General features: G+C 69.9%; 15 protein-coding genes. 11 read left to right on the top strand and 4 right to left on the bottom strand.

What is annotated here, in order from left to right; genetic code table 11:
- Positions 1–151: 151 nt before the first annotated feature.
- The gene (locus ACSYGN_RS23460) at positions 152–1,150 is read right to left on the bottom strand and encodes a sigma-70 family RNA polymerase sigma factor (protein WP_460398716.1); all 999 of its coding nucleotides are present in this window, start codon (positions 1,148–1,150) and stop codon (positions 152–154) included.
- Between the two features lie 231 nt (positions 1,151–1,381).
- Here ACSYGN_RS23460 and ACSYGN_RS23455 point away from each other — a divergent pair, with 231 nt between their 5' ends.
- Positions 1,382–1,936 carry a GNAT family N-acetyltransferase gene (locus ACSYGN_RS23455; protein WP_460398714.1) on the top strand — a complete coding sequence of 185 codons (555 nt, stop codon included), beginning with the start codon at positions 1,382–1,384 and terminating at the stop codon, positions 1,934–1,936.
- A 50-nt stretch (positions 1,937–1,986) separates the two neighbouring features.
- Here ACSYGN_RS23455 and ACSYGN_RS23450 read toward each other — a convergent pair whose 3' ends face one another.
- Positions 1,987–2,778, bottom strand: a complete 792-nt coding sequence (locus ACSYGN_RS23450; RefSeq protein ID WP_460398712.1) for a dioxygenase family protein — start codon at positions 2,776–2,778, stop codon at positions 1,987–1,989.
- Between the two features lie 201 nt (positions 2,779–2,979).
- Between ACSYGN_RS23450 and ACSYGN_RS23445 the strand changes: the two genes are divergently transcribed.
- Positions 2,980–3,621, top strand: a complete 642-nt coding sequence (locus tag ACSYGN_RS23445; protein ID WP_460398709.1) for a MarR family winged helix-turn-helix transcriptional regulator — start codon at positions 2,980–2,982, stop codon at positions 3,619–3,621.
- 191 nt (positions 3,622–3,812) lie between these two features.
- On the opposite strand, the gene ACSYGN_RS23440 is transcribed toward ACSYGN_RS23445, so the two are convergent.
- On the bottom strand, positions 3,813–5,369 hold the full coding sequence (locus tag ACSYGN_RS23440) for an MFS transporter (protein WP_460398707.1): 1,557 nt from the start codon (positions 5,367–5,369) through the stop codon (positions 3,813–3,815).
- Positions 5,370–5,595: 226 nt separating this feature from the next.
- Positions 5,596–6,249 (bottom strand): TetR/AcrR family transcriptional regulator, encoded by a 654-nt coding sequence (locus ACSYGN_RS23435; protein WP_460398705.1) that lies wholly within the window; start codon positions 6,247–6,249, stop codon positions 5,596–5,598.
- 318 nt (positions 6,250–6,567) lie between these two features.
- Here ACSYGN_RS23435 and ACSYGN_RS23430 point away from each other — a divergent pair, with 318 nt between their 5' ends.
- From ACSYGN_RS23430 to ACSYGN_RS23390, 9 genes are all read left to right on the top strand, one after another.
- Positions 6,568–7,938: a M6 family metalloprotease domain-containing protein gene (locus ACSYGN_RS23430; protein ID WP_460398703.1), complete on the top strand. Its 1,371-nt coding sequence runs from the start codon at positions 6,568–6,570 to the stop codon at positions 7,936–7,938.
- Between the two features lie 250 nt (positions 7,939–8,188).
- On the top strand, positions 8,189–9,091 hold the full coding sequence (locus ACSYGN_RS23425) for a glycosyltransferase family 2 protein (RefSeq protein ID WP_460398701.1): 903 nt from the start codon (positions 8,189–8,191) through the stop codon (positions 9,089–9,091).
- Between the two features lie 110 nt (positions 9,092–9,201).
- The gene (locus ACSYGN_RS23420) at positions 9,202–9,735 is read left to right on the top strand and encodes a hypothetical protein (RefSeq protein WP_460398699.1); all 534 of its coding nucleotides are present in this window, start codon (positions 9,202–9,204) and stop codon (positions 9,733–9,735) included.
- Complete coding sequence (locus ACSYGN_RS23415) at positions 9,732–12,077, top strand: hypothetical protein (RefSeq protein ID WP_460398697.1); 2,346 nt, start codon at positions 9,732–9,734, stop codon at positions 12,075–12,077. Before ACSYGN_RS23420 ends, ACSYGN_RS23415 begins: the two co-directional genes overlap by 4 nt.
- Positions 12,078–12,192: 115 nt before the next feature.
- Complete coding sequence (locus tag ACSYGN_RS23410; RefSeq protein ID WP_460398695.1) at positions 12,193–14,586, top strand: glycosyltransferase family 4 protein; 2,394 nt, start codon at positions 12,193–12,195, stop codon at positions 14,584–14,586.
- Between the two features lie 39 nt (positions 14,587–14,625).
- Positions 14,626–15,867 carry a glycosyltransferase family 4 protein gene (locus ACSYGN_RS23405; protein WP_460398693.1) on the top strand — a complete coding sequence of 414 codons (1,242 nt, stop codon included), beginning with the start codon at positions 14,626–14,628 and terminating at the stop codon, positions 15,865–15,867.
- 74 nt (positions 15,868–15,941) lie between these two features.
- Positions 15,942–17,084 carry a glycosyltransferase family 4 protein gene (locus tag ACSYGN_RS23400; RefSeq protein WP_460398691.1) on the top strand — a complete coding sequence of 381 codons (1,143 nt, stop codon included), beginning with the start codon at positions 15,942–15,944 and terminating at the stop codon, positions 17,082–17,084.
- Positions 17,085–17,343: 259 nt separating this feature from the next.
- Entirely contained in the window at positions 17,344–18,108 is a 765-nt protein-coding gene (locus ACSYGN_RS23395) for a nucleotidyltransferase domain-containing protein (RefSeq protein ID WP_460398689.1), read from the top strand.
- Positions 18,105–18,668 (top strand): 2'-5' RNA ligase family protein, encoded by a 564-nt coding sequence (locus tag ACSYGN_RS23390; RefSeq protein ID WP_460398687.1) that lies wholly within the window; start codon positions 18,105–18,107, stop codon positions 18,666–18,668. Before ACSYGN_RS23395 ends, ACSYGN_RS23390 begins: the two co-directional genes overlap by 4 nt.

The raw sequence follows: 18,668 nt of genomic DNA, 5'->3' as shown, positions 1-18,668 counted from the left end.
GGCCCGGCGAGTTGAAGCGGCGTCGCCACGCCATCTTTGCGCGGTCTTCCGCCACCGGGCGCACGCGCCCCGCGCCTGCCGTACGCCTCCCGGCACCACGGAACCCGATTCCCCCTCGTTCTCTCCCGCGCCCTCCCCGCCCTCCAGTACGTCACGCCGCCGCGTCGAACCCCGTCTGCCGGGCGAGCTTCTTCAGCTCCAGCAGCGCGTGCTTCTCGATCTGGCGGATGCGCTCACGGGTCAGGCCGTGCTCCTTGCCCACCTCGGTCAGCGTGCGCTCCCGGCCGTCCTCGATGCCGTAGCGCATCTTGATGATGGAGGCCGTGCGCTGGTCCAGACGCCCGATGAGGTCGTCGAGCCCCTCGCTGCGCAGCAGGGTCAGCACCGACTGCTCCGGGGAGACCGCGGAGGTGTCCTCCAGGAGGTCGCCGAACTGGGTCTCGCCCTCGTCGTCCACCGACATGTTCAGCGAGACCGGGTCACGGGCCCAGTCGAGCACGTCCGTCACACGCTCCGGCGTCGAGCCGAGCTCGGTGGCGATCTCCTCGGGCTCCGGGTCGCGCCCGTTCTCCCGGTTGAACTCCCGCTGCACACGCCGGATCCGGCCCAGCTCCTCCACCAAGTGGACGGGCAGGCGGATGGTGCGTGACTGGTCCGCTATGGAGCGGGTGATCGCCTGGCGGATCCACCAGGTCGCGTACGTCGAGAACTTGAAGCCCTTGCGGTAGTCGAACTTCTCGACCGCGCGCACCAGACCCGCGTTGCCCTCCTGGATCAGGTCGAGCAGGGGCAGACCGCTGCGCGGATAGCGGCGGGCGACCGCGACGACCAGACGGAGGTTGGAACGGATGAAGACATCCTTGGCACGCTCCCCTTCGGCGTACAGGGCCTCAAGCTCCTCGCGAGTGGCGTCCGTGGCGGACTCCTCCTCACCGTCGAGGACCTGCCGCGCGAACACACCCGCCTCTATGACCTGGGACAGCTCGACTTCCTTTGCGGCGTCGAGCAGCGGTGTACGCGCGATCTCGTCGAGGTACATGCCGACCAGGTCGCGATCGGCGATCTCGCCGCCATGGGCGCGAACACTGTGTGCCGCGTCGACGTTCTCGCCGGTGGCGGACGTACGACGGGCGACGGCACGGGTTGCCATGCGTGCTCCCTTGCGTGGTGGGCTGGCGGGTGGTCCTGTGGATGCTCAGCACGCCCCCGGTGGTGGTCCAGGGCGCCTCTCCTCGCAGACCGCTGGTCCTTCCGGGACTCTCCTCGCGTGCCCCGCATCCGATGGAAACAACGACTGGAATCCGGACAGAATTCCCAACCCGACCCACGATTTTTCGGATCTTGCAGTACCCTCCTGTCCGCACTCGGGAGGGAGCAGAGAATGTCGTCGGACGATACAGAGGTGCAGGTCAGGCCGGGGGGCGAAGAAGACCTCGAGGCTCTCACCGAGATCTACAACCACTACATCCGTGAGACATCGATCACATTCGACACCGTCGTCTTCACTCCGGAGGAGCGCTGCCCCTGGTTGCTCTCCCACCCTGAAGACGGCCCCCACCGGCTGATGGTTGCCGTGGACAGCGGCTCACAGGAGATTCTGGGCTACGCCACATCCAGCCCTCACAGGCCGAAGGCCGCCTACTCCACTTCCGTCGAGACGACGGTCTACGTCACGCCGCACGCCACCCGCCGCGGTATCGGCACACTCCTCTACAAGGCGCTCTTCGACGCCCTCGCCGGTGAGGACCTGCACCGCGCCTACGCGGGCATCACACACCCCAACGAAGCGTCCGCGCGGCTGCACGAACGCTTCGGGTTCCGGTACGTCGGCACCTTCCGGGAGGTGGGCCGCAAGTTCGGCCGCTACTGGGATGTGGCCTGGTACGAGAAGGAACTCCGCAAGAGGGAACTCCACAAGAAGCAGCCCCACGCGTAGGAACTCCACACGCAGGAGCCCCACAAGAAGGAGCCCCACAAGAAGGAGGCTCAGCCGAACTGCACCGACCGCTTCGCCAGCCCCAGCCAGAATCCGTCGATCACGGACTTCTGCGCGTCCGCGCCACCGCCGGCGTCGGCCGCGCCCAGGGTGACGAAGAGCGGGGCGAAGTGCTCGGTGCGCGGATGGGCGTAGCGGCCGGCCGGTGCCTTGTGGAGGAAGTCGGACAGCGCGTCCCAGTCGCGGGCCTCCAGGGCGCGCCGCCCCCAGTCGTCGAACTCGGCGGACCAGCTCGGCACCCCGCCGCCCACGTGCCGCAGGGCGGCCAGGTTGTGGGTGAAGAAGCCGGAGCCGACGATCAGGACGCCCTCGTCGCGCAGGGGCGCCAGTCTGCGGCCGATCTCCATCAGCTTCACCGGGTCGAGGGTCGGCAGGGAGATCTGGAGCACCGGGATGTCGGCGCCGGGGTACATCTCGGCGAGTGGGACGTAGGCGCCGTGGTCGAGTCCGCGGTCCGGGACGTCCTGGACGGGCATACCGGGGGCGCGCAGCAGTTTCCGTACGGACTCGGCGAGTTCGGGGGCGCCGGGGGCCTCGTACCGCACCTGGTAGTAGTGCTCGGGGAAGCCCCAGAAGTCGTAGACGAGCGGGATCGTCTCGACGGCGCCGATGGCGAGCGGGGCCTCCTCCCAGTGGGCGGAGACCATCAGGATCGCCCTGGGGCGGGGCAGCGCGGCGGACCAGGCGGCGAGTTCGCCGGGCCAGACGGGGTCGTCGGCGAGGGGCGGGGCGCCGTGGCTGAGGTAGAGAGCGGGCATGCGCTCCTCGGTGGCGGCGGACATGACGGCGGCTCCCTCCACGATCGACGGACCGGTCGGCCACGGCCTGCGATCGATACTCGACTCGATACCCGACTCGGCACTTCTTGTCGACTTCTTGGCGATACTTGCTGTCCACACTTGCTTTAACTCTCAAGTTCTTTCAGGGACACCCTACGCGCCACTTGTTCAAGTTTCAAGAAGATGCCTCGTACAGTGGGACACATGGACACGGCACTCGACCCCGACTCCGCCCCGGCCCCCACCGGCACGGACTCCCCCACCACCCCCGCCCCGGAGGCCGCCGCCGCCCCCGGCGGCCCCGCCCCCGGCGCCCCCACCGCCGCCGATCCCGGCACCGCCCCCGATCCCGGCACCGCCCCCAGGCACCGCTGGCTCACCCCCGACGAGCAGTGCGTCTGGCGCTCCTACCGGCATGCCAGCACCCTTCTCGAGGACCACCTCGACCGCCAGCTCCAGCGTGACGCGGGCATGCCGCACATCTACTACGGCCTCCTCGTCCAGCTTGCCGAGGCCCCGGGCGGCCGGCTGCGGATGACCGAGCTGGCGATGAGCGCCAAGATCACCCGCTCCCGTCTCTCGCACGCCGTGGCCCGCCTGGAGAACAACGGCTGGGTACGGCGCGAGAACTGCCCCTCCGACAAGCGCGGCCAGTTCGCGGTGCTGACCGAGCAGGGCCACGAGGTACTGCACCGGACCGCGCCGGGCCATGTGGACGCCGTACGGCAGGCGCTGTTCGACCGGCTCACCCCGGAACAGCAGAAGTCCCTCGGCGAGATCATGCAGATCATCGCCGAGGGACTCCAGCCGAACGAAGCAGGTGCGGACCTGCCCTGGCTGCGCTGAGCGCGCGTCACGCCGCACTCATCTCGGGCCAGGACAGGTCCGCGGGGAGGTACGTACGAGGCGTCCCCTTCCCCGTACGTACGAGTGACCCGAAGGGGTGGCCCACGGTCAGCGGGAGATCGCCGCCGTCAGCGGGCCGTGAACTACGCCGCGGTGGGCGGTCTGACGGCCCCGGTGGGCGGTCGCCGCCGTCAGTGGGCGACCACCGGCACCGTCACCGCGTCCTCGGCCTCCTCGCCGGACTCGGCCAGCTTGCTGCCGGCGGCCACGCCGCTGCCCGGCCGACCGGCGTTGACCAGGGTCACGACGATCGCGGAGGCCAGCACCAGCATGCCGACCGCGAGCCAGATAGCCGTGGTGTAGCCGTGCACCATGCCCTGGAGCTGGACGAGCTGCGCCTGCGACTTGGAGGCGGCACCGGCGATGTGGTCCGTGATGTACGCCGTGGTCGCCGAGGCGGCGATGGTGTTCAGCAGGGCCGTACCGATCGCGCCGCCCACCTGCTGCGAGGTGTTGACCATCGCGGAGGCGACACCGGCGTCCCGGGGCTCGACGCCCAGGGTGGCCAGGGACATCGCCGGCATGAAGGCCGTACCCATGCCGAGGCCGAGCAGGATCATCCCGGGCAGGATCGTGGAGGCGTACGACGAGCCGAGGTCCAGCCGGGTCAGCATGAACATGCCGAGCGCGGCGACCAGGAAGCCGGGCCCCATCAGTGCCCGCGCCGGAACGCGGGTCATCAGCCGGGCCCCGATCTGGGTGGAGCCGATCATCATGCCGGCGACCATCGGCAGGAAGGCGAAGCCGGTGCTGATCGGGGAGTAGTTCTTCACGACCTGGAGGTAGTAGGTCAGGAAGAGGAAGGTGCCGAACATCGCGATGATGGCGATGCCGAGGGAGAGGTAGATGCCGCCGCGGTTGCGGTCGGTGACCACGCGCAGGGGCAGCAGCGGGGCCTTGACGCGGGCCTCGGTGACGACGAAGGCCAGCAGCAGGACCGCCGACGCGATGAACAGGCTCACGGTCATGGAGTCGCCCCAGCCGTCGGACTCGGCGCGGGTGAAGCCGTAGACGAGCGAGACCAGGCCGAGGGTGGACAGCAGGACGCCGGGGATGTCGAGCGGGTTGCGGTTGCGGCCGCCCTCCGGCTCACGGATGACGAAGAACGCGCCGAGCGCGGCGACAATGGCGAACGGGATGTTCACGAAGAACGTCCAGCGCCAGTCCAGGTACTCGGTCAGCACACCGCCGAGGATGAATCCGACGGCGCCGCCGCCACCGGCGATCGCGCCGTAGATGCCGAACGCCTTGGCGCGTTCCTTGGCGTCGGTGAACATCACCGCGAGCAGGGAGAGCGCGGCGGGCGCGAGCAGGGCGCCGAAGGCACCCTGGAGTGCGCGGGCGCCGAACATCATGGCGCCGGTGGTCGCGGCGCCGCCGAGCGCGGAGGCCGCGGCGAAGCCGGTCAGACCGACGACGAACGCGCGCTTACGGCCCCACAGGTCGGCGATACGGCCGCCGAAGAGGAGCAGTCCGCCGAAGGCGAGGGCGTAGGCCGTGACGACCCACTGCCGGTTGCCGTCGGATATGCCCAGGTCCTGCTGGGCGGAGGGCAGGGCGATGTTCACGATGGTCGCGTCGAGGACGACCATCAGCTGGGCGAGCGCGATGAAGACCAGCGCTTTCCAGCGGTTGGCGTCGCCGGTGGCTGAGATGCCGCCGGGAGCCTTTACGGCTGTTTCAGACATGGGGGTACCCACTTCGGGACTTCGCGGTGAAGGGAACGGTGAAGGACGTACGCGACGTTCGTGATGTAGGTGACGTACGTGAGGAAGGTCGGGCCGTCAGAAGGCAGGAATCGGGACAGGGATCGGAACGGGACTACAGGTCAACGGATGTATGAGTAGGAGGACTGCTGCGGGATGCAGACCTCATCGGGTCGGTCCTCATCGGGTCTGTCGGAAATCGGGCTGGTCAGGAATCAGAGCACCTGCGCAGGTCCTCCACGGTCACGGCCGTTCCGGGCAGGATCGAGCGGGCCGGGGCCCGCAGTCCGTCCAGGAACAGCTGCAGATGCCGGTGGACGAAGCGGTCCATGCTGATGCAGTTGGCGCCGGCCGGGGGCCGGCCGAGCTGGGCCACGATGACCATCAGATCGCCGTGATCCACGTCCGTACGAAGCTGTCCGGCCGCCTTGGCGCGGTCCATGACCTCCTCGACGAGCTGCTCGACCCGCTGACGGGACGCCTCCAGGTCGGGGTGGTGCTTGTCGAACGTCGTGGAGACCATCGGGCACAGCGCGCTGATCCGCTCGTCCGCGGCGGCGTGCACGAACCGCTCCAGCGCCGCGAAGGCGTCGCCCGTCTCCGCGAGGGCCTGTTCGGCCGCCTCGGCCGTACGGTCCATGACGGAGCAGACGACCTCACGGACGAGGGCGTCGCGGTCCGGGAAGTTGCGGTACACCGTGGCGTTGCCGACCCCGGCCCGGCGGGCGATGTCGTCGAAGGGGACCTCGGGTCCGAACTCCACGAACATCTCCCTGGCCGTGGTCACGATCCGCTCCCGGTTGCGCAGGGCGTCGGCGCGCGGCCTGCCCACCTTGCGCGGTACGGGGGGCGCGGTCTGCACGGTGTGCTCCTTCGGTCGGTTCCTCGATACCGGGGACTGAGTCCCCGTTTCGCTCGGACACAGGTCTAAACGGGGAAGCGGTCCCCGGTTATTTCCCGTCGCCGAACTCTTTCCATGTGACCTACGTCACACTCCCGGCGCAGGGGCGCCAACGGGGAAGCCGCCGCGGAACCCAGGACGACCCCGGCGAACTCCCCACCGAACTCCCCCGGCGCCCCGATCGGTCGCCTCCAGCGAGCGCCCCGCGCCCCGCCGACACAGGGTGATCGAAAGGGTGCAGCCGGTCACCGGGTGGCTGCCCGGAGCGAAGGGCACCGAATGCCGCCGCAGCCGCAGCCGACGCCGCAGCCCACCGACCGCCGGATACGCCCCGCCCGCCTCGCCCGCCTCGCCCGCAGCTCCCGCCGCTCCCGCACCTCCCGCCGGACCCGCCGACCCCGCCGGACGATCGCCCTGGCCTCGGTGACCGCGCTGACCTTCGCGGTGAGCACCTCGGGCGCCACCGGGCACCTCCCCCCCGCCTCCCGCGCGATCGGCGCCGGCCCGATCGCCCTGGCCCGCACGACGTCCCTGGCCCCCTGCATGATCAGCGGCGGACCGGACGTACAGATGTCGGAGGGCGTGCCCACCCCGACCGGCTACGCCCGCTCGACGGGCGTCGTCCACGCCCTGACCCTGATGGTCGACTTCCCCGACGCCCCCGGCGAGGGCAGCGCGTTCGACCGCTTCGGCGAGTTCTTCCCGCAGACCAGGAAATGGTTCCGCGCCAGCTCCTACGGCCTTCTCGACTACCGCCCGGAACCCCCCGTACCGCACTGGCTGCGCATGCCGAAGCCGTTCGCGGCCTACGGGATAGAGCGCGGCGCCCCCTTCGACCCCGGCTACCGGCGCCTCATCCAGGACATCGTCGCGGCGGCCGATCCGGTGGTGGACTTCCGCTCGTACGACTTCCTGAATGTGCTGATGACGCCGAACGCCGGGCCGTCGGCGCTGGACACGGTCCTGTCGGTGACGTTCGCGGGCAACCCGGAGGCGCCGGTGGCGGACGGGGTGCCGGTGGCGAACGCGTCCTTCGTCTACTCCCGCCAGGACGACGGCTCCGGCTCCTACGCCCGCACCGGCTACCGCGTCCTGCCGCACGAGAACGGCCATGTCTTCGGCCTGCCCGACCTCTACACCCAGGAGGGCGGGGGCGCCGTCGGCCACTGGGACATCATGAGCGAGGACTGGGGCGCCGACAACGACCTGCTCGGCTGGCACAAATGGAAACTGGGCTGGCTGGACCCGTCCCAGGTCCGCTGCGCGACCACCCCCGGAACGGCCGAGTACCGGCTGACCCCGCTGGCCCGGCCCGGCGGCCCGAAACTCGTCTTCGTACCGATCGACGGCCGCACCGGCTACGCCCTCGAACTGCGCACCCGCGAGGGCAACGACGAGGCCGTGTGCGGCCCCGGTGTCCTGATCTACAAGGTGAGCGCCGACGTGGACACGGGCCAGGGCCCGGTCGAGGTCTACGACGCCCACCGCGACAGCGGCGGCTGCACCCGGAGCCCCAACATCCAGGCCGAACTCTCCGACGCGCCCTTCACCCCGGGCGAGACCTTCAGCGACCCCCGGCACGGCATCCGCGTCACCGTGGCATCGGCGGACCTGGCGGGCGACTACCGGGTGACGGTGACCCGGACCTGACCCCTCCGGCCGATCACCGGGCCTGCGGTCACCTCCCGGTCTGCCCTTGACCATGCGGACTCAACGGTGCAAAGTTAGAAATATACGACGTATACGTACACCGGATGTATATGGTGCAGGCACTTGGAGAGGCTTCGAACCTGTCCCCAGCTCGTGGAGCGGCTCAGGCGGCCCGACTGTCAACGGAGTACCGCAAGCGCCGCGACGAAGCGAACGGGGCCGGCACGGGTTCGATCGAGGAGGGAGAACAATGAGCTCACGAGACAGCGCATTGCCTGCCGAGATCCGAGAGGGGCCGCAGTCTCCAAGATCCGCGCACGTCAATGGTGTTCACAACAATTTCCTGCCGAAATGGGGGCGGGAGTGGTCGGGCGACGGCCCGGTGAAGCTCTCCATCCTGATGGCGGCCTACAACGAGGAAGGGACGATCACGACGGCGATCGACGCGGTGCTCGCCCATGAGTACCCCTGCGAGATCGAACTGATCGTCGTCGACGACGGCAGCGGCGATCGCACGCCGATGCTTCTGTCCAAGCGCGCGAAACCTCCGGTGATAACGCACCGGCACACTCACAACCTCGGCAAAGGCGCTGCCCTGCTCACGGCCGGGAGGCTGGCCACCGGGACTCACATTCTTCCGTTCGATGCCGATCTGGAGTATTCGCCGGACGACATTCCACGGCTTCTGGAGCCCGTCCTGCAGGGGCGCTGCGACGTCGTCTACGGTGCGCGTCTGTTCGGACAGAACACGGTCTACCAGTCGTACCGGTACGCCCTCGGAAACGAGGTGATGACACTGGTGGCGAATGTGCTCTTCGACGCTCACCTGGCCGATATGCACACGTGTCTGAAGCTGATTCCGCTGTCTCTGTTCCGCTCTCTGCACCTGCGCTCGGCCGGGTTCGGGCTCGACACGGAAATCACGGCCCGTCTGCTCCGTCTCGGAGTCCGCCCCTTCGAGGTCCCGGTGAGTTACTACAGCCGGTCGCAGGCCGAGGGCAAGAAGATCAGTTGGCAGGACGCCGTCGAGTGCTTCCGCATCCTCGGCAAGGTCCGCCTGATGCGAAGGGGGCGGGTGGAGCCTGGCCGCCCGGCCTCGCGGGCACTGCCGCCCCGCATGTCCGACGGCCGGGCCGAGCGCGGCCTCGCCTAGCCGGTGGGCTCCAAGTCCGTATGACGTAAGTCCGTATGACGTCCGTCGACCGTCCCCAGCGTTGATCGTCGGGGTTGCGGTGGCCTCGTGAGCTCCCAAGGAGCAGCAGCATGAGCCCCTTTCTCGACAGCCCCAAGAAGCCATTGCAGCATCAAACGACGCAAGTGAGCCCCGAGCGGACGCCTCCGCGGCGTGGCCGTCGCCCTGCGGTCGCGGTGCGCACGTTGGTGGTGGTGCTGCTGGCCCTGGTGGTCGGCGCGGTGAGCGTCTCGCTGATCCCGGCCGTTCGCCATGAGCTGCGCTCATCGTTCACACGACTGCCCAGTTCCTACACCGAGTTGTACTTCACGAGTGCGCCGGCCGTCGGAAACTCCCAGGTCTCCGTGCCGGTTTCCGTCGTCGGCCACGGGGCCGGTGCGCGGACGTACCAGCTCCGCGTGTGGCTCGAGTCGCCCATCGGCCGCACGGCGGCGTCGACCACGGCAACACTCACCGGTCGGCCCGGCGCCCGGACGTCGACGGTCGCGCATCTTCCGCTCCGCCGCGGCCCGGCCGTCGTCCATGTCGCCCTGCGCGGCCACCCCGAATCACTGCAGTTCCGCCTCGGAAGCCCCATCTCGCCGACCCCCAAGGGCTCACCATGACCGCCGTCACAGTCTTCGCAGGACGGGTCGCAGGACGGCTGGCGGCACGCCGCGCGCTCCTGGGCGGCACCGCGCTCGCCGCTCTCGTCGAACTCCTGCCCGGCGCTCCCACCGCGCTGCTGACACTCGCCGGTCTCTGGCTCCTCCTCGGCGCACCGACAGTGCTGTGGTACGGCATCGCCCACCGCGTCGTGTCGACCCGCGACGCCCAGGTGCTGCTCGCCGTCGGCTTCAGCATCATCACCGACATCGTCGTCGCCCTGGTGGTGAACACCGCCTTGCCGTTCCTCGGTATCGGGCAGCCGCTCGCGCGCGCACCGCTCGCAGTCGCCTCCGCGCTGGCCGTCGTCATCATCGCCGTCGCGGCGGATCCTCCGTCCGAGCGCATGTCCGACCGCCTGGCCCGGTGGCGTACGTGGTCCGCCCACGACGTGCCACCAGGTCTCGTCCCGGTGTCGGCCCTGGGCGCCGTCACGCTCACCCTGACGGTCGCGGGGCCGATCCGGCTCAACAACCATTCAGGCTCTGCCGTCAGCGTCGCCGCGATGGTCGGCATCGTGCTGCTTCTCGCACTGCTCCTGGGGCGGCGTGGGCGTTACCCGGCCTCCGTCCTGGCCCTGGGCCTGTACTTCGCGGCGGCGGGACTGCTTCTCCTCACCTCGCTGCGAGGCTGGTACATCACCGGCCACGACATCCAGAAGGAGTTCGACGTCTTCCAGCGGACGTTGTTCAGCAACCGCTGGGACATCGCCGCCTACCGTGACCCGTACAACGCCTGCATGAGCATCACCTTGCTGCCTACGTCGCTGGTACGGCTGACGGGGATCTCCGGCGTATACGTGTTCAAAGTCGTTCTGCCGTTGCTCTTCGCCCTCACGCCGGTTCTGGTCTACCGCTCGGTGCGCAATGTCGCACCGCAACTGGTCGCGCTGCTGTCGGCTGTCTTCTTCATGATGTTCCCGACGTTCTTCACCGACATGGTGTTCATAGCGCGCCAGGAGATCGCGTTCGTCCTGCTCGGGTGCGCCATGGTGGTGGTGACCGACTCCGGCCGCCCGGTCAGCAGCCGACGTGTCGCGTTCACGGTGCTGGCCCTGGGTATCGTGCTCTCCCACTACTCGACCACCTATGTCATCGTCCTGACCTTGGCGCTGGCGCTTGTCACAGACCTCGTCTGGCGGCTGTGCTCGCGTCTGAGAAAGAGCACACCGCGGAACGCCGTCGAGCGGGGCTTCGTCACCTGGTGGATCGTTGTCGCGACTGCGGCCGCCGCGGTCGTCTGGGCCGGCCCTGTCTCCCACACCGGTGGGCAACTGCAGGCGACGGTCACCACGACTGCGAGTGATCTTGCAAGCGGGCACGCGTGGACCCGGTCGTCCGATGTGTCCTACAGCCTCATCGGCGGGGCAAAGGTCAGCCCGGCGGAGCGACTGCGTGAGTACCGCGCCGACAGCGTGCGCGCGACGGAGCGCGGCAGGGCGGCCGGTGAGTATCCGCCCTTGAGTGTGGTCGACGCCTACCCCGTCTCGGTCGCGAAGGAGGATGTCCAGCCGCTCACTCCGGTCGGCCGTACCCTCCAGGAGCATGGCGTCGACGTGAAGGCGGCGAACGGCGGCTTCCGCGCGTTCATCGCGGGGCTGCTGCAGTTGCTGCTGTTCCTCGGTGTCGCCACGACCGTGTGGGGGCGGCGGAAAGCGTTCCACCCGACACGTGATCAGGTCACGCTGACCGTCGGGTCGGTCGCCGTGATCGGAATGTTCACCCTCCTGCCGCAGGTCTCCGTCGACTACGGCGTGCTGCGTACGTTCCAGCAGGGTCTGTTCTTCTACGCCCCGTTCATCGCGGCCGGCCTGGTGTGGATCTGCCGGTGGGCCGGGCGCCGGCGGGCGGCACCGCTGGCGTGCGCGCTGTCGTTGGTGTTCCTGCTCGACCTCGTCGGTGTCCTGCCGAAAATGCTCGGCGGCTATCCGCCGACGCTCAACCTCGACAACGCCGGCCAGTACTACAACAGCTACTACATCCATCCCGAAGAGCGCAGTGCGTTCGTATGGCTGCTGCCCCGCGCCCAGGGACAGCAGGTGAACATCCAGTCGCAAGTGGGGGCGGACCGCGCCGCCACCGAGCATATGCAGAGGCAGCTCCGCAGCCATGCCGTGTTCGCCATCGACCCGTCGCTCGTCAGGAAGGACTCGTACGTCTTCCTCGGCTTCACGACGGTCCGCAAGGACGAGGCAGCGGTCTTCTTCCGCGGCGACTCGGTGACCTACCGCTATCCCACCGCCTTCCTGAACGCGACCAAGGACAAGGTCTACAGCAGTGACGGGGCGGCGATCTACCGATGACCCGGGACCGACCGCGCCTGATGCGTCGGCGGCCTCGCCGACGGTGTCCACGATGTCGCAGCGCGGGCTCGCGACCCGGCAGGCATCCCCGCACACGGCACGTCAGGAGACTCTCATGACACCACGTACCGTCCTGCTCGCGTCACCGCCCATCGAGCCGGGCCTCGGCGATGTGGAGCACTATGTACAGCAGCTCGCACGGTTGCTGCGGTCGCGGCACGGCTGCCGCGTGGTGATCGCGACGACCGCGGCCGAAGGGACCGCAGCCGGGCGGTACGAGAGCGCCGGCGGTATCGCGGTGTACCGCCTCGCGGCGCCCCGGGCGGGGTTGCGGACGCCGCTCGGGCTGCACTGGCGGCTCGGTCTGCGCCGCATCATCGAGGCCGAGCACGTCGATCTGGTCAACGCGCACGCGCCGACGCCGCTCTTCGCCGTCGCCGTCGCGCGGGCCTGCGGTGATCTCCCGTTCGTGATGACCTGTCACCCGGGGAGGGCCGGCAACGGCCCAGGGATTTCCGGCCTGTTGCGCGCGAGGCACGAGCGTACGGCGCTGGGCCGGGCTGTACGCCGTGCACAGGAGGTGGTGTGCTCGTCGGACTTCGCCGCCGCCGACCTGCCCGACCTCTTCGCGGGACGCCCGACCACGATCTTCCCCGGCGTCGATCCGGAGTACTTCGTCCAGAGTCCTGTGCCGGGCGCACCACGCATCGTCTTCTCCGGGGCACTTGAGCAGGGCGCCGCTCGTGAGGGGCTGTCCGATCTGCTGCGCGCGGTCAGTCTGCTGTCCCGGACGGTTCCGGATGTGCAACTGGAGGTGGCGGGCCAGGGGGCCGGCATGGCGGAGTACGAGGGGTTGGTGCGGCGGCTGAGTCTGGACGGCCATGTGACCTTCACCGGGCGGCACGAGGACAAGCAGGTGGCGGCGGCCTGTCGGCGCGGGCGGGTTCTCGCTCTGCCCGCTCACCACGACGGTTCTCCGAGCGCGGTCGTCGAGGCGATGGCATGCGGACGCCCGGTCGTCACGACTCCGGCCGGTGGGGCCTCTTCGCTCATCACACACGGCGACAACGGCCTGCTCGTCGCGCCGGGAGATGTGGCGGGGCTGACCGAAGCACTCGGGTCGGTGCTGTGTGACGATGCGCTTGCCCGGCGTCTGGGCGCCGAGGGCCGTGAGCAGGCGGCCCGTGAGCTGTCATGGGAGCGCCAGTCGGACCGTACCGTCGAGGTCTTCGACCGTGCCGCAGACCACCGGCACCGGATGCACACCGTTGCCGTCGTCGCTCCCAACTATTTTCCGAAGATCGGCGGCGTCGAGAACTACGCCAGGCGCGTCGCCCACGCGGTCGCCGGCGAACCCACGATGCGTGCCGTCGTCATCACCGCGAACCCGACCGGGTGGCGCACCTCGGTCGGGGTCGACCGCGACGTGCCGGTCATCCGCCTCGGGACGTGGGCGCGGCATCTCAACACTCCGGTCAGTCCGCTGTGGCTGTGGCAGCTGCGCCGCTGGCTGCGCCGTCTCGACGTCGACGTGGTCAACGCCCATGCCCCGGTCCCCGGCCTGGGGGATCTGGCGGTCGTCGTCTCCGGGCGGCGCCCGGCCGTCATGACCTACCACGCCGGAACGATGGTCCAGGGACACAAGGACGTCGATCTGCTGGTCAGCGCGTACGAGCGGCATGTGCTGCCCCGGGTGTTCTCGCGGGCCCGTGCGCTCGTCGCCAGTTCACCGGTCTCGCTGGCCTCCGGCCGTCCGGGCGCCATCGAGATCACGCCCGGCGTCGACACCGAACGGTTCACCCCGGGCGCACCCGCCTCCACACGGCCGCGCACGATCGTCTACGTCGGCCGCATGGACCGCGCGTCACCCTGGAAAGGCATCGACGTCCTGCTCCGGGCGTTCGTGTCCCTGGCCGACCTGCCCGACGTGCGGTTGCGCCTGGTGGGCGGTGGGGACGCCCTGCCCGATCACATCCGGTTCGCGGAGCGGCTCGGGATCGCCGACCGGGTGGACTTCACCGGCCGTGTCCCCGCTGACGCCCTGCTCGACGCGCTGCGTACCGCTGCCGTGCTCGTGCTGCCCTCACAGACGGACGCGGAGTCCTTCGGCACCGTGCTGGTCGAAGCGATGTCCTGCGGCACACCCGTGGTCGGGTCCGACGCGGGAGGCGCGCGGCATGTGATCACGCCGGGAGTCACCGGGCTGCTGTTCCCGCACCACGACCCCGATGCGCTGGCTGCGGCCTGCCGGCGGCTGCTGCAGGACGGCGACCTGGCCGACCGCATGGGCGCGGCAGGCCGACGGCGCGCGATCGAACATTTCGCCTGGCCGACGCTGACCGACCGCTACCTCCAGCTCTTCCGGTCGCTCCTCCCCGCACAACCGGCGCCGAGCACGATGACGAAGCCTCGTACGACGCCGGCAGCCGGCCCTGCCCCGTTCCACGGCCGCCCTGCTCAGCCCTGGAGCGGACGCAGGGCGTCGACGAGTTCCTCGGCCCGCCCCTGAGTCCCGCCCCTGAGTCCTGAGTGGAAAGGCAATGACGCGATGAAGAACGTCCGGGAGCTCCAGTCCGGCCGTACTGCCGAGGTTCTCGGCCGCGCACCGGACCACGACCGCGGCCCGGTGCGTACGACGGTTGCGGTCGTCGCACCGTACTACCCGCCGCACATCGGCGGCTCCGAGAACTACGCCGCCCGTGTCGCCCGCGCGGTTGCCGACGACCCGGCGATGCGGGCCGTCGTGATCACCTCGAACCCGGCCGGGCGGCGCACGACATTCGGGTTCGACGGACGTGACGTGCCGGTCGTCAGGCTCGGGACGTGGGCACGCTTGTCCAATACGCCGGTGAATCCGCTGTGGCCGCTGCAGCTGCGCCACTGGCTGCGCCGTCTCGACGTCGACGTGGTCAACGCCCATGCCCCGGTCCCCGGCCTGGGCGATCTGGCGGTCGCCGTGTCCGGGCGGCGCCCGGCCGTCATGACCTACCACGCCGGCTCGATGAGCAAGGGCCGCAAGAACGTCGACCGCCTGATCCGCTGGTACGAGCGGCACATACTGCCCCGGGTGTTCTCGCGGGCCCGTGCGGTCATCGCGGTGTCGCCGGTCTCGCTGGCCTCCGGCCGTCCGGGCGCCATCGAGATCACGCCCGGCGTCGACATCGAACGGTTCACCCCGGGCGCACCCGCCTCCACACGGCCGCGCACGATCGTCTACGTCGGCCGCATGGACCGTACGTCGTCGTGGAAGGGTGTCGATGTCCTGCTCCGGGGATTCGCAGCGCTGGCCGAGGTGCCCGAAGCACGGCTGAAACTCGTGGGCAGCGGGAGCGCCGTCCCCGGTCTCGTGGCGCTGGCCGAGCAACTCGGCATCGCCGACCGTGTGGATTTCACCGGCGGGCTCACCGGGGACGCGCTGGTCGCGGCGATGCGGAGCGCTGCCCTGCTCGTCCTGCCGTCGCTGACGGAGGCCGAGTGCCATCCCATGGCACCGATGGAAGCGATGGCATGCGGCACGCCGGTGGTCGGGTCCGATGTGGGCGGCATCCCGCACGTCATCACCCCGGGTGTCACCGGGATGCTCGTCCGTCCGGGAGACCCGGACGCGCTGGCCGCGGCCTGCCGGCGGCTGTTGCAGGACGGCGACCTGGCCGACCGCATGGGCGCGGCAGGCCGACGGCGCGCGGTCGAACATTTCGCCTGGCCGACGCTGACCGACCGCTACCTCCAGCTCTTCCGGTCGCTTGTCCACGACGCACCCGGCTCCCACGCGAAGGCCGGGGGAGGATGAAAACGGCCCGGGAGCACGAATACGGCCGCGCGGCCCGGGCGTCCGACCGCGCCTCAGGCCGGGGAGACGGCCGCGTGCGTACTGTCGCGGTGGTCGTACCCAACTACTGGCCGCAGATCGGCGGGGCGGAGAACTACGCGCGGCGCATCGCTCACTCGGTTGCCGCAGATCCCGCCATGCGAGCCGTCGTCATCACCGCGAGCCCGACCGGCCGACGTACCTCGGTCGGCGCGGACGGTGACGTGCCGGTCGTCCGGCTGGGGACGTGGGCACGGCGGTTGGTCAGCGCACCGGTGAGTCCGCTCTGGCCGCTGCAGCTTCGCCGCTGGCTGCGCCGTCTCGACGTCGACATCGTCAACGCGCATGCCCCGGTGCCCGGGCTGGGGGAACTGGCGGTCGTCCTGTCCGGGCGGCGCCCGGCCGTCATGACCTACCACGCCGGAACGATGGTCAAGGGACACCGGTACCGTGACCGTCTTCTCCACTGGTACGAGCAGCATGTCCTGCCGCGGGTGTTCTCGCGGGCCCGTGCGCTCGTCGCCAGTTCACCGGTCTCGCTGGCCTCCGGCCGTCCGGGGGCTGTCGAGATCACGCCGGGTGTGGATGTGGAGCGGTTCGTGCCCGGCCCGCCGCCTTCGGCACGGCCGCGCACCATCGTCTTCGTGGGGCGGGTGGACCGCGCGTCGTCGTGGAAGGGCATCGATGTTCTGCTGCGGGCGTTCGTGGCCCTGGCCGATGTTCCCGATGCGAAGCTGAAGCTCGTGGGTGACGGGAATGCCCTGGGCGACCACCTGGCGGTCGCCGAGCGACTCGGCATCGCCGACCGCCTGGAATCCCCTGGCGAACTCACCGGCGACGCACTGGTCGCGGCGATGCAGAGCGCTGCCGTGCTCGTGCTGCCGTCACTGACGGATGCGGAGTCCTTCGGCATGGTGCTGGCTGAGGCGATGGCGTGCGGCACACCGGTGGTCGGTTCCGATGTGGGAGGGATACCGCACGTCATCACACCGGGCGTCACGGGGCTGCTGGTTCCGCCGGGCGAGGCGGACGCGCTGGCTGCGGCCTGCCGGCGGCTGTTGCAGGACGGCGACCTGGCCGACCGCATGGGCGCGGCAGGCCGACGGCGCGCGGTCGAACACTTTGCCTGGCCGACACTGACCGACCGCTACCTCCAGCTCTTCCGGTCCCTTCTTCCTGCGGCGCCGGCCCGCCCCTGACCACGACGGCGACGCCGACCCCTTGACCACATGGCAAAGCCTCCTTAACGTAGAAATATACGGTGTAAACGTACATAGCCACGCGAAGCTGTCCACCGGTTCCGCTGGTTCCGCGCCGTAGACCGGTCGTCGTTCCACGGTGACTGTCCCGTCTCGGGTGCAAGGGCAACGGGCCGCGCCAGAGGCGAACGACCCGGCCGCCGACATGCGGGCTCACTGACGCTGAAACGGTCGGCCCGACGCCTGAGAGGGACCGTGCATGTGCATACGAACCGGTCGACGACCGAACCCTCCCGCCGACGCCACCACTGCGGCCCGGCCGCAGTCGGTGGACACCGAACCGGCAGCGACACCGCCGGCCGGAGCCACCCACCTGACGCGCCGGGCGCTGCGCGCGACCCGCTCCGCCGCACGGGCCGTCGCACGTTCCCCGTTCGGGTTTCTTGTGGCCTTTCCGGTGCTGCAGCGGGACTGGATCCGCATAGCGCCTGCGGCGGACGTCCTCGCCGTGCTCGACACGCTGCGCCGGGCCGAGGTACGGGGGTGGCTGGCGGGCGGCTGGGGCGTGGACGCCCTGCTGGGCCTGCAGACGCGGCGCCACGGAGATGTCGACGTCGTGCTCGCCTGGGACGGCGGCGTCGAGGAGAGAGCCAGATCGGCCTTGGCCGGACTCGGTTTTCAGCCGCTGCGCGACCAGGTCTTCTCCGACGACCGTCTGCTGTCGGTGCGCTGGGCGGTGGACGACGGGCTGGTCGTCGTCGACCTGCTCCCGGTCGATCTCGCCCGCCGGCCGTTCACGGCGCTGCGCAGTATGCGGGAGACATCGCAGACTGCCGCCGCAACGGTGGTCACCTCGGCCGATCCGGCGCCCGACGACTGCGGCGTGGTCTCCGGACACGTGGTGCCCTGTCTGCCGCTACGACTCCAGCTGGCGGCCCACCAGGGCTATCCGCCGCGCAGGTCCGACCGGCACGACATCGCCCTCCTCCAAGAGCTGCTCGAGAGGCGGGGGATATCGCAATGAGGTGCCCTGTCCACCCGGTACCCCGGCGGCTGCTGGGCGCCGCGATGCGCGTCGTCCGGCCCGCGAGCGCACTGCTGGTCCCTGTTCCCGAGGCAGCCACCGCCCTGCGGGTGTGGCGGGGTACGGATGCGCTTCCCAGCGGAGTACCGGCTCACATCACGGTGATGTATCCCTTCCTGCCGCCGCACAGCATCGACGGTCTGGTGGAGGCGGAACTGGCCCGCATCACCGCCTCCGTTCAACCGTTCGGGTTCTGTCTCACCGAGGTGAGACGGTTCCCGGGGGTGCTGTACCTGCGGCCGGTTCCGGCGGAGCCGTTCGGTGACCTCGCCGGGCTCGTGACGCGGCACTGGCCCGCCTGTCAGCCGTACCAGGGCAAGTACCCCGAGTTCGTCCCGCACGTCACGCTGGCCACCGACGAGTCGGCCTGCGGGGACACCGAGCGGCTGAAACCGCTCCTGCCGATCACCTGCCAGGCCAGAGAGGTGACCCTGATGACGCAGAGGGCACGAGGATGGCACGCCGGAACTCGTTTCCCGCTGTGCGGAACGGTGCAGTGA

The organism is Streptomyces sp. YIM S03343 (genome assembly GCF_054729195.1).
Note: the sequence above shows the minus strand (reverse complement) of the source record. Positions and strands in the feature narration are given on the sequence as shown.

What these genes read in the sequence shown, in the direction of transcription:
- ACSYGN_RS23460 (WP_460398716.1), bottom strand. Translation starts at nt 1,150, where the DNA reads ATGGCAACCCGTGCCGTCGCCCGTCGTACGTCCGCCACCGGCGAGAAC.
- ACSYGN_RS23455 (WP_460398714.1), top strand. Translation starts at nt 1,382, where the DNA reads ATGTCGTCGGACGATACAGAGGTGCAGGTCAGGCCGGGGGGCGAAGAA.
- ACSYGN_RS23450 (WP_460398712.1), bottom strand. Translation starts at nt 2,778, where the DNA reads ATGTCCGCCGCCACCGAGGAGCGCATGCCCGCTCTCTACCTCAGCCAC.
- ACSYGN_RS23445 (WP_460398709.1), top strand. Translation starts at nt 2,980, where the DNA reads ATGGACACGGCACTCGACCCCGACTCCGCCCCGGCCCCCACCGGCACG.
- ACSYGN_RS23440 (WP_460398707.1), bottom strand. Translation starts at nt 5,369, where the DNA reads ATGTCTGAAACAGCCGTAAAGGCTCCCGGCGGCATCTCAGCCACCGGC.
- ACSYGN_RS23430 (WP_460398703.1), top strand. Translation starts at nt 6,568, where the DNA reads ATGCCGCCGCAGCCGCAGCCGACGCCGCAGCCCACCGACCGCCGGATA.
- ACSYGN_RS23425 (WP_460398701.1), top strand. Translation starts at nt 8,189, where the DNA reads ATGAGCTCACGAGACAGCGCATTGCCTGCCGAGATCCGAGAGGGGCCG.
- ACSYGN_RS23420 (WP_460398699.1), top strand. Translation starts at nt 9,202, where the DNA reads ATGAGCCCCTTTCTCGACAGCCCCAAGAAGCCATTGCAGCATCAAACG.
- ACSYGN_RS23415 (WP_460398697.1), top strand. Translation starts at nt 9,732, where the DNA reads ATGACCGCCGTCACAGTCTTCGCAGGACGGGTCGCAGGACGGCTGGCG.
- ACSYGN_RS23410 (WP_460398695.1), top strand. Translation starts at nt 12,193, where the DNA reads ATGACACCACGTACCGTCCTGCTCGCGTCACCGCCCATCGAGCCGGGC.
- ACSYGN_RS23405 (WP_460398693.1), top strand. Translation starts at nt 14,626, where the DNA reads ATGAAGAACGTCCGGGAGCTCCAGTCCGGCCGTACTGCCGAGGTTCTC.
- ACSYGN_RS23395 (WP_460398689.1), top strand. Translation starts at nt 17,344, where the DNA reads ATGTGCATACGAACCGGTCGACGACCGAACCCTCCCGCCGACGCCACC.
- ACSYGN_RS23390 (WP_460398687.1), top strand. Translation starts at nt 18,105, where the DNA reads ATGAGGTGCCCTGTCCACCCGGTACCCCGGCGGCTGCTGGGCGCCGCG.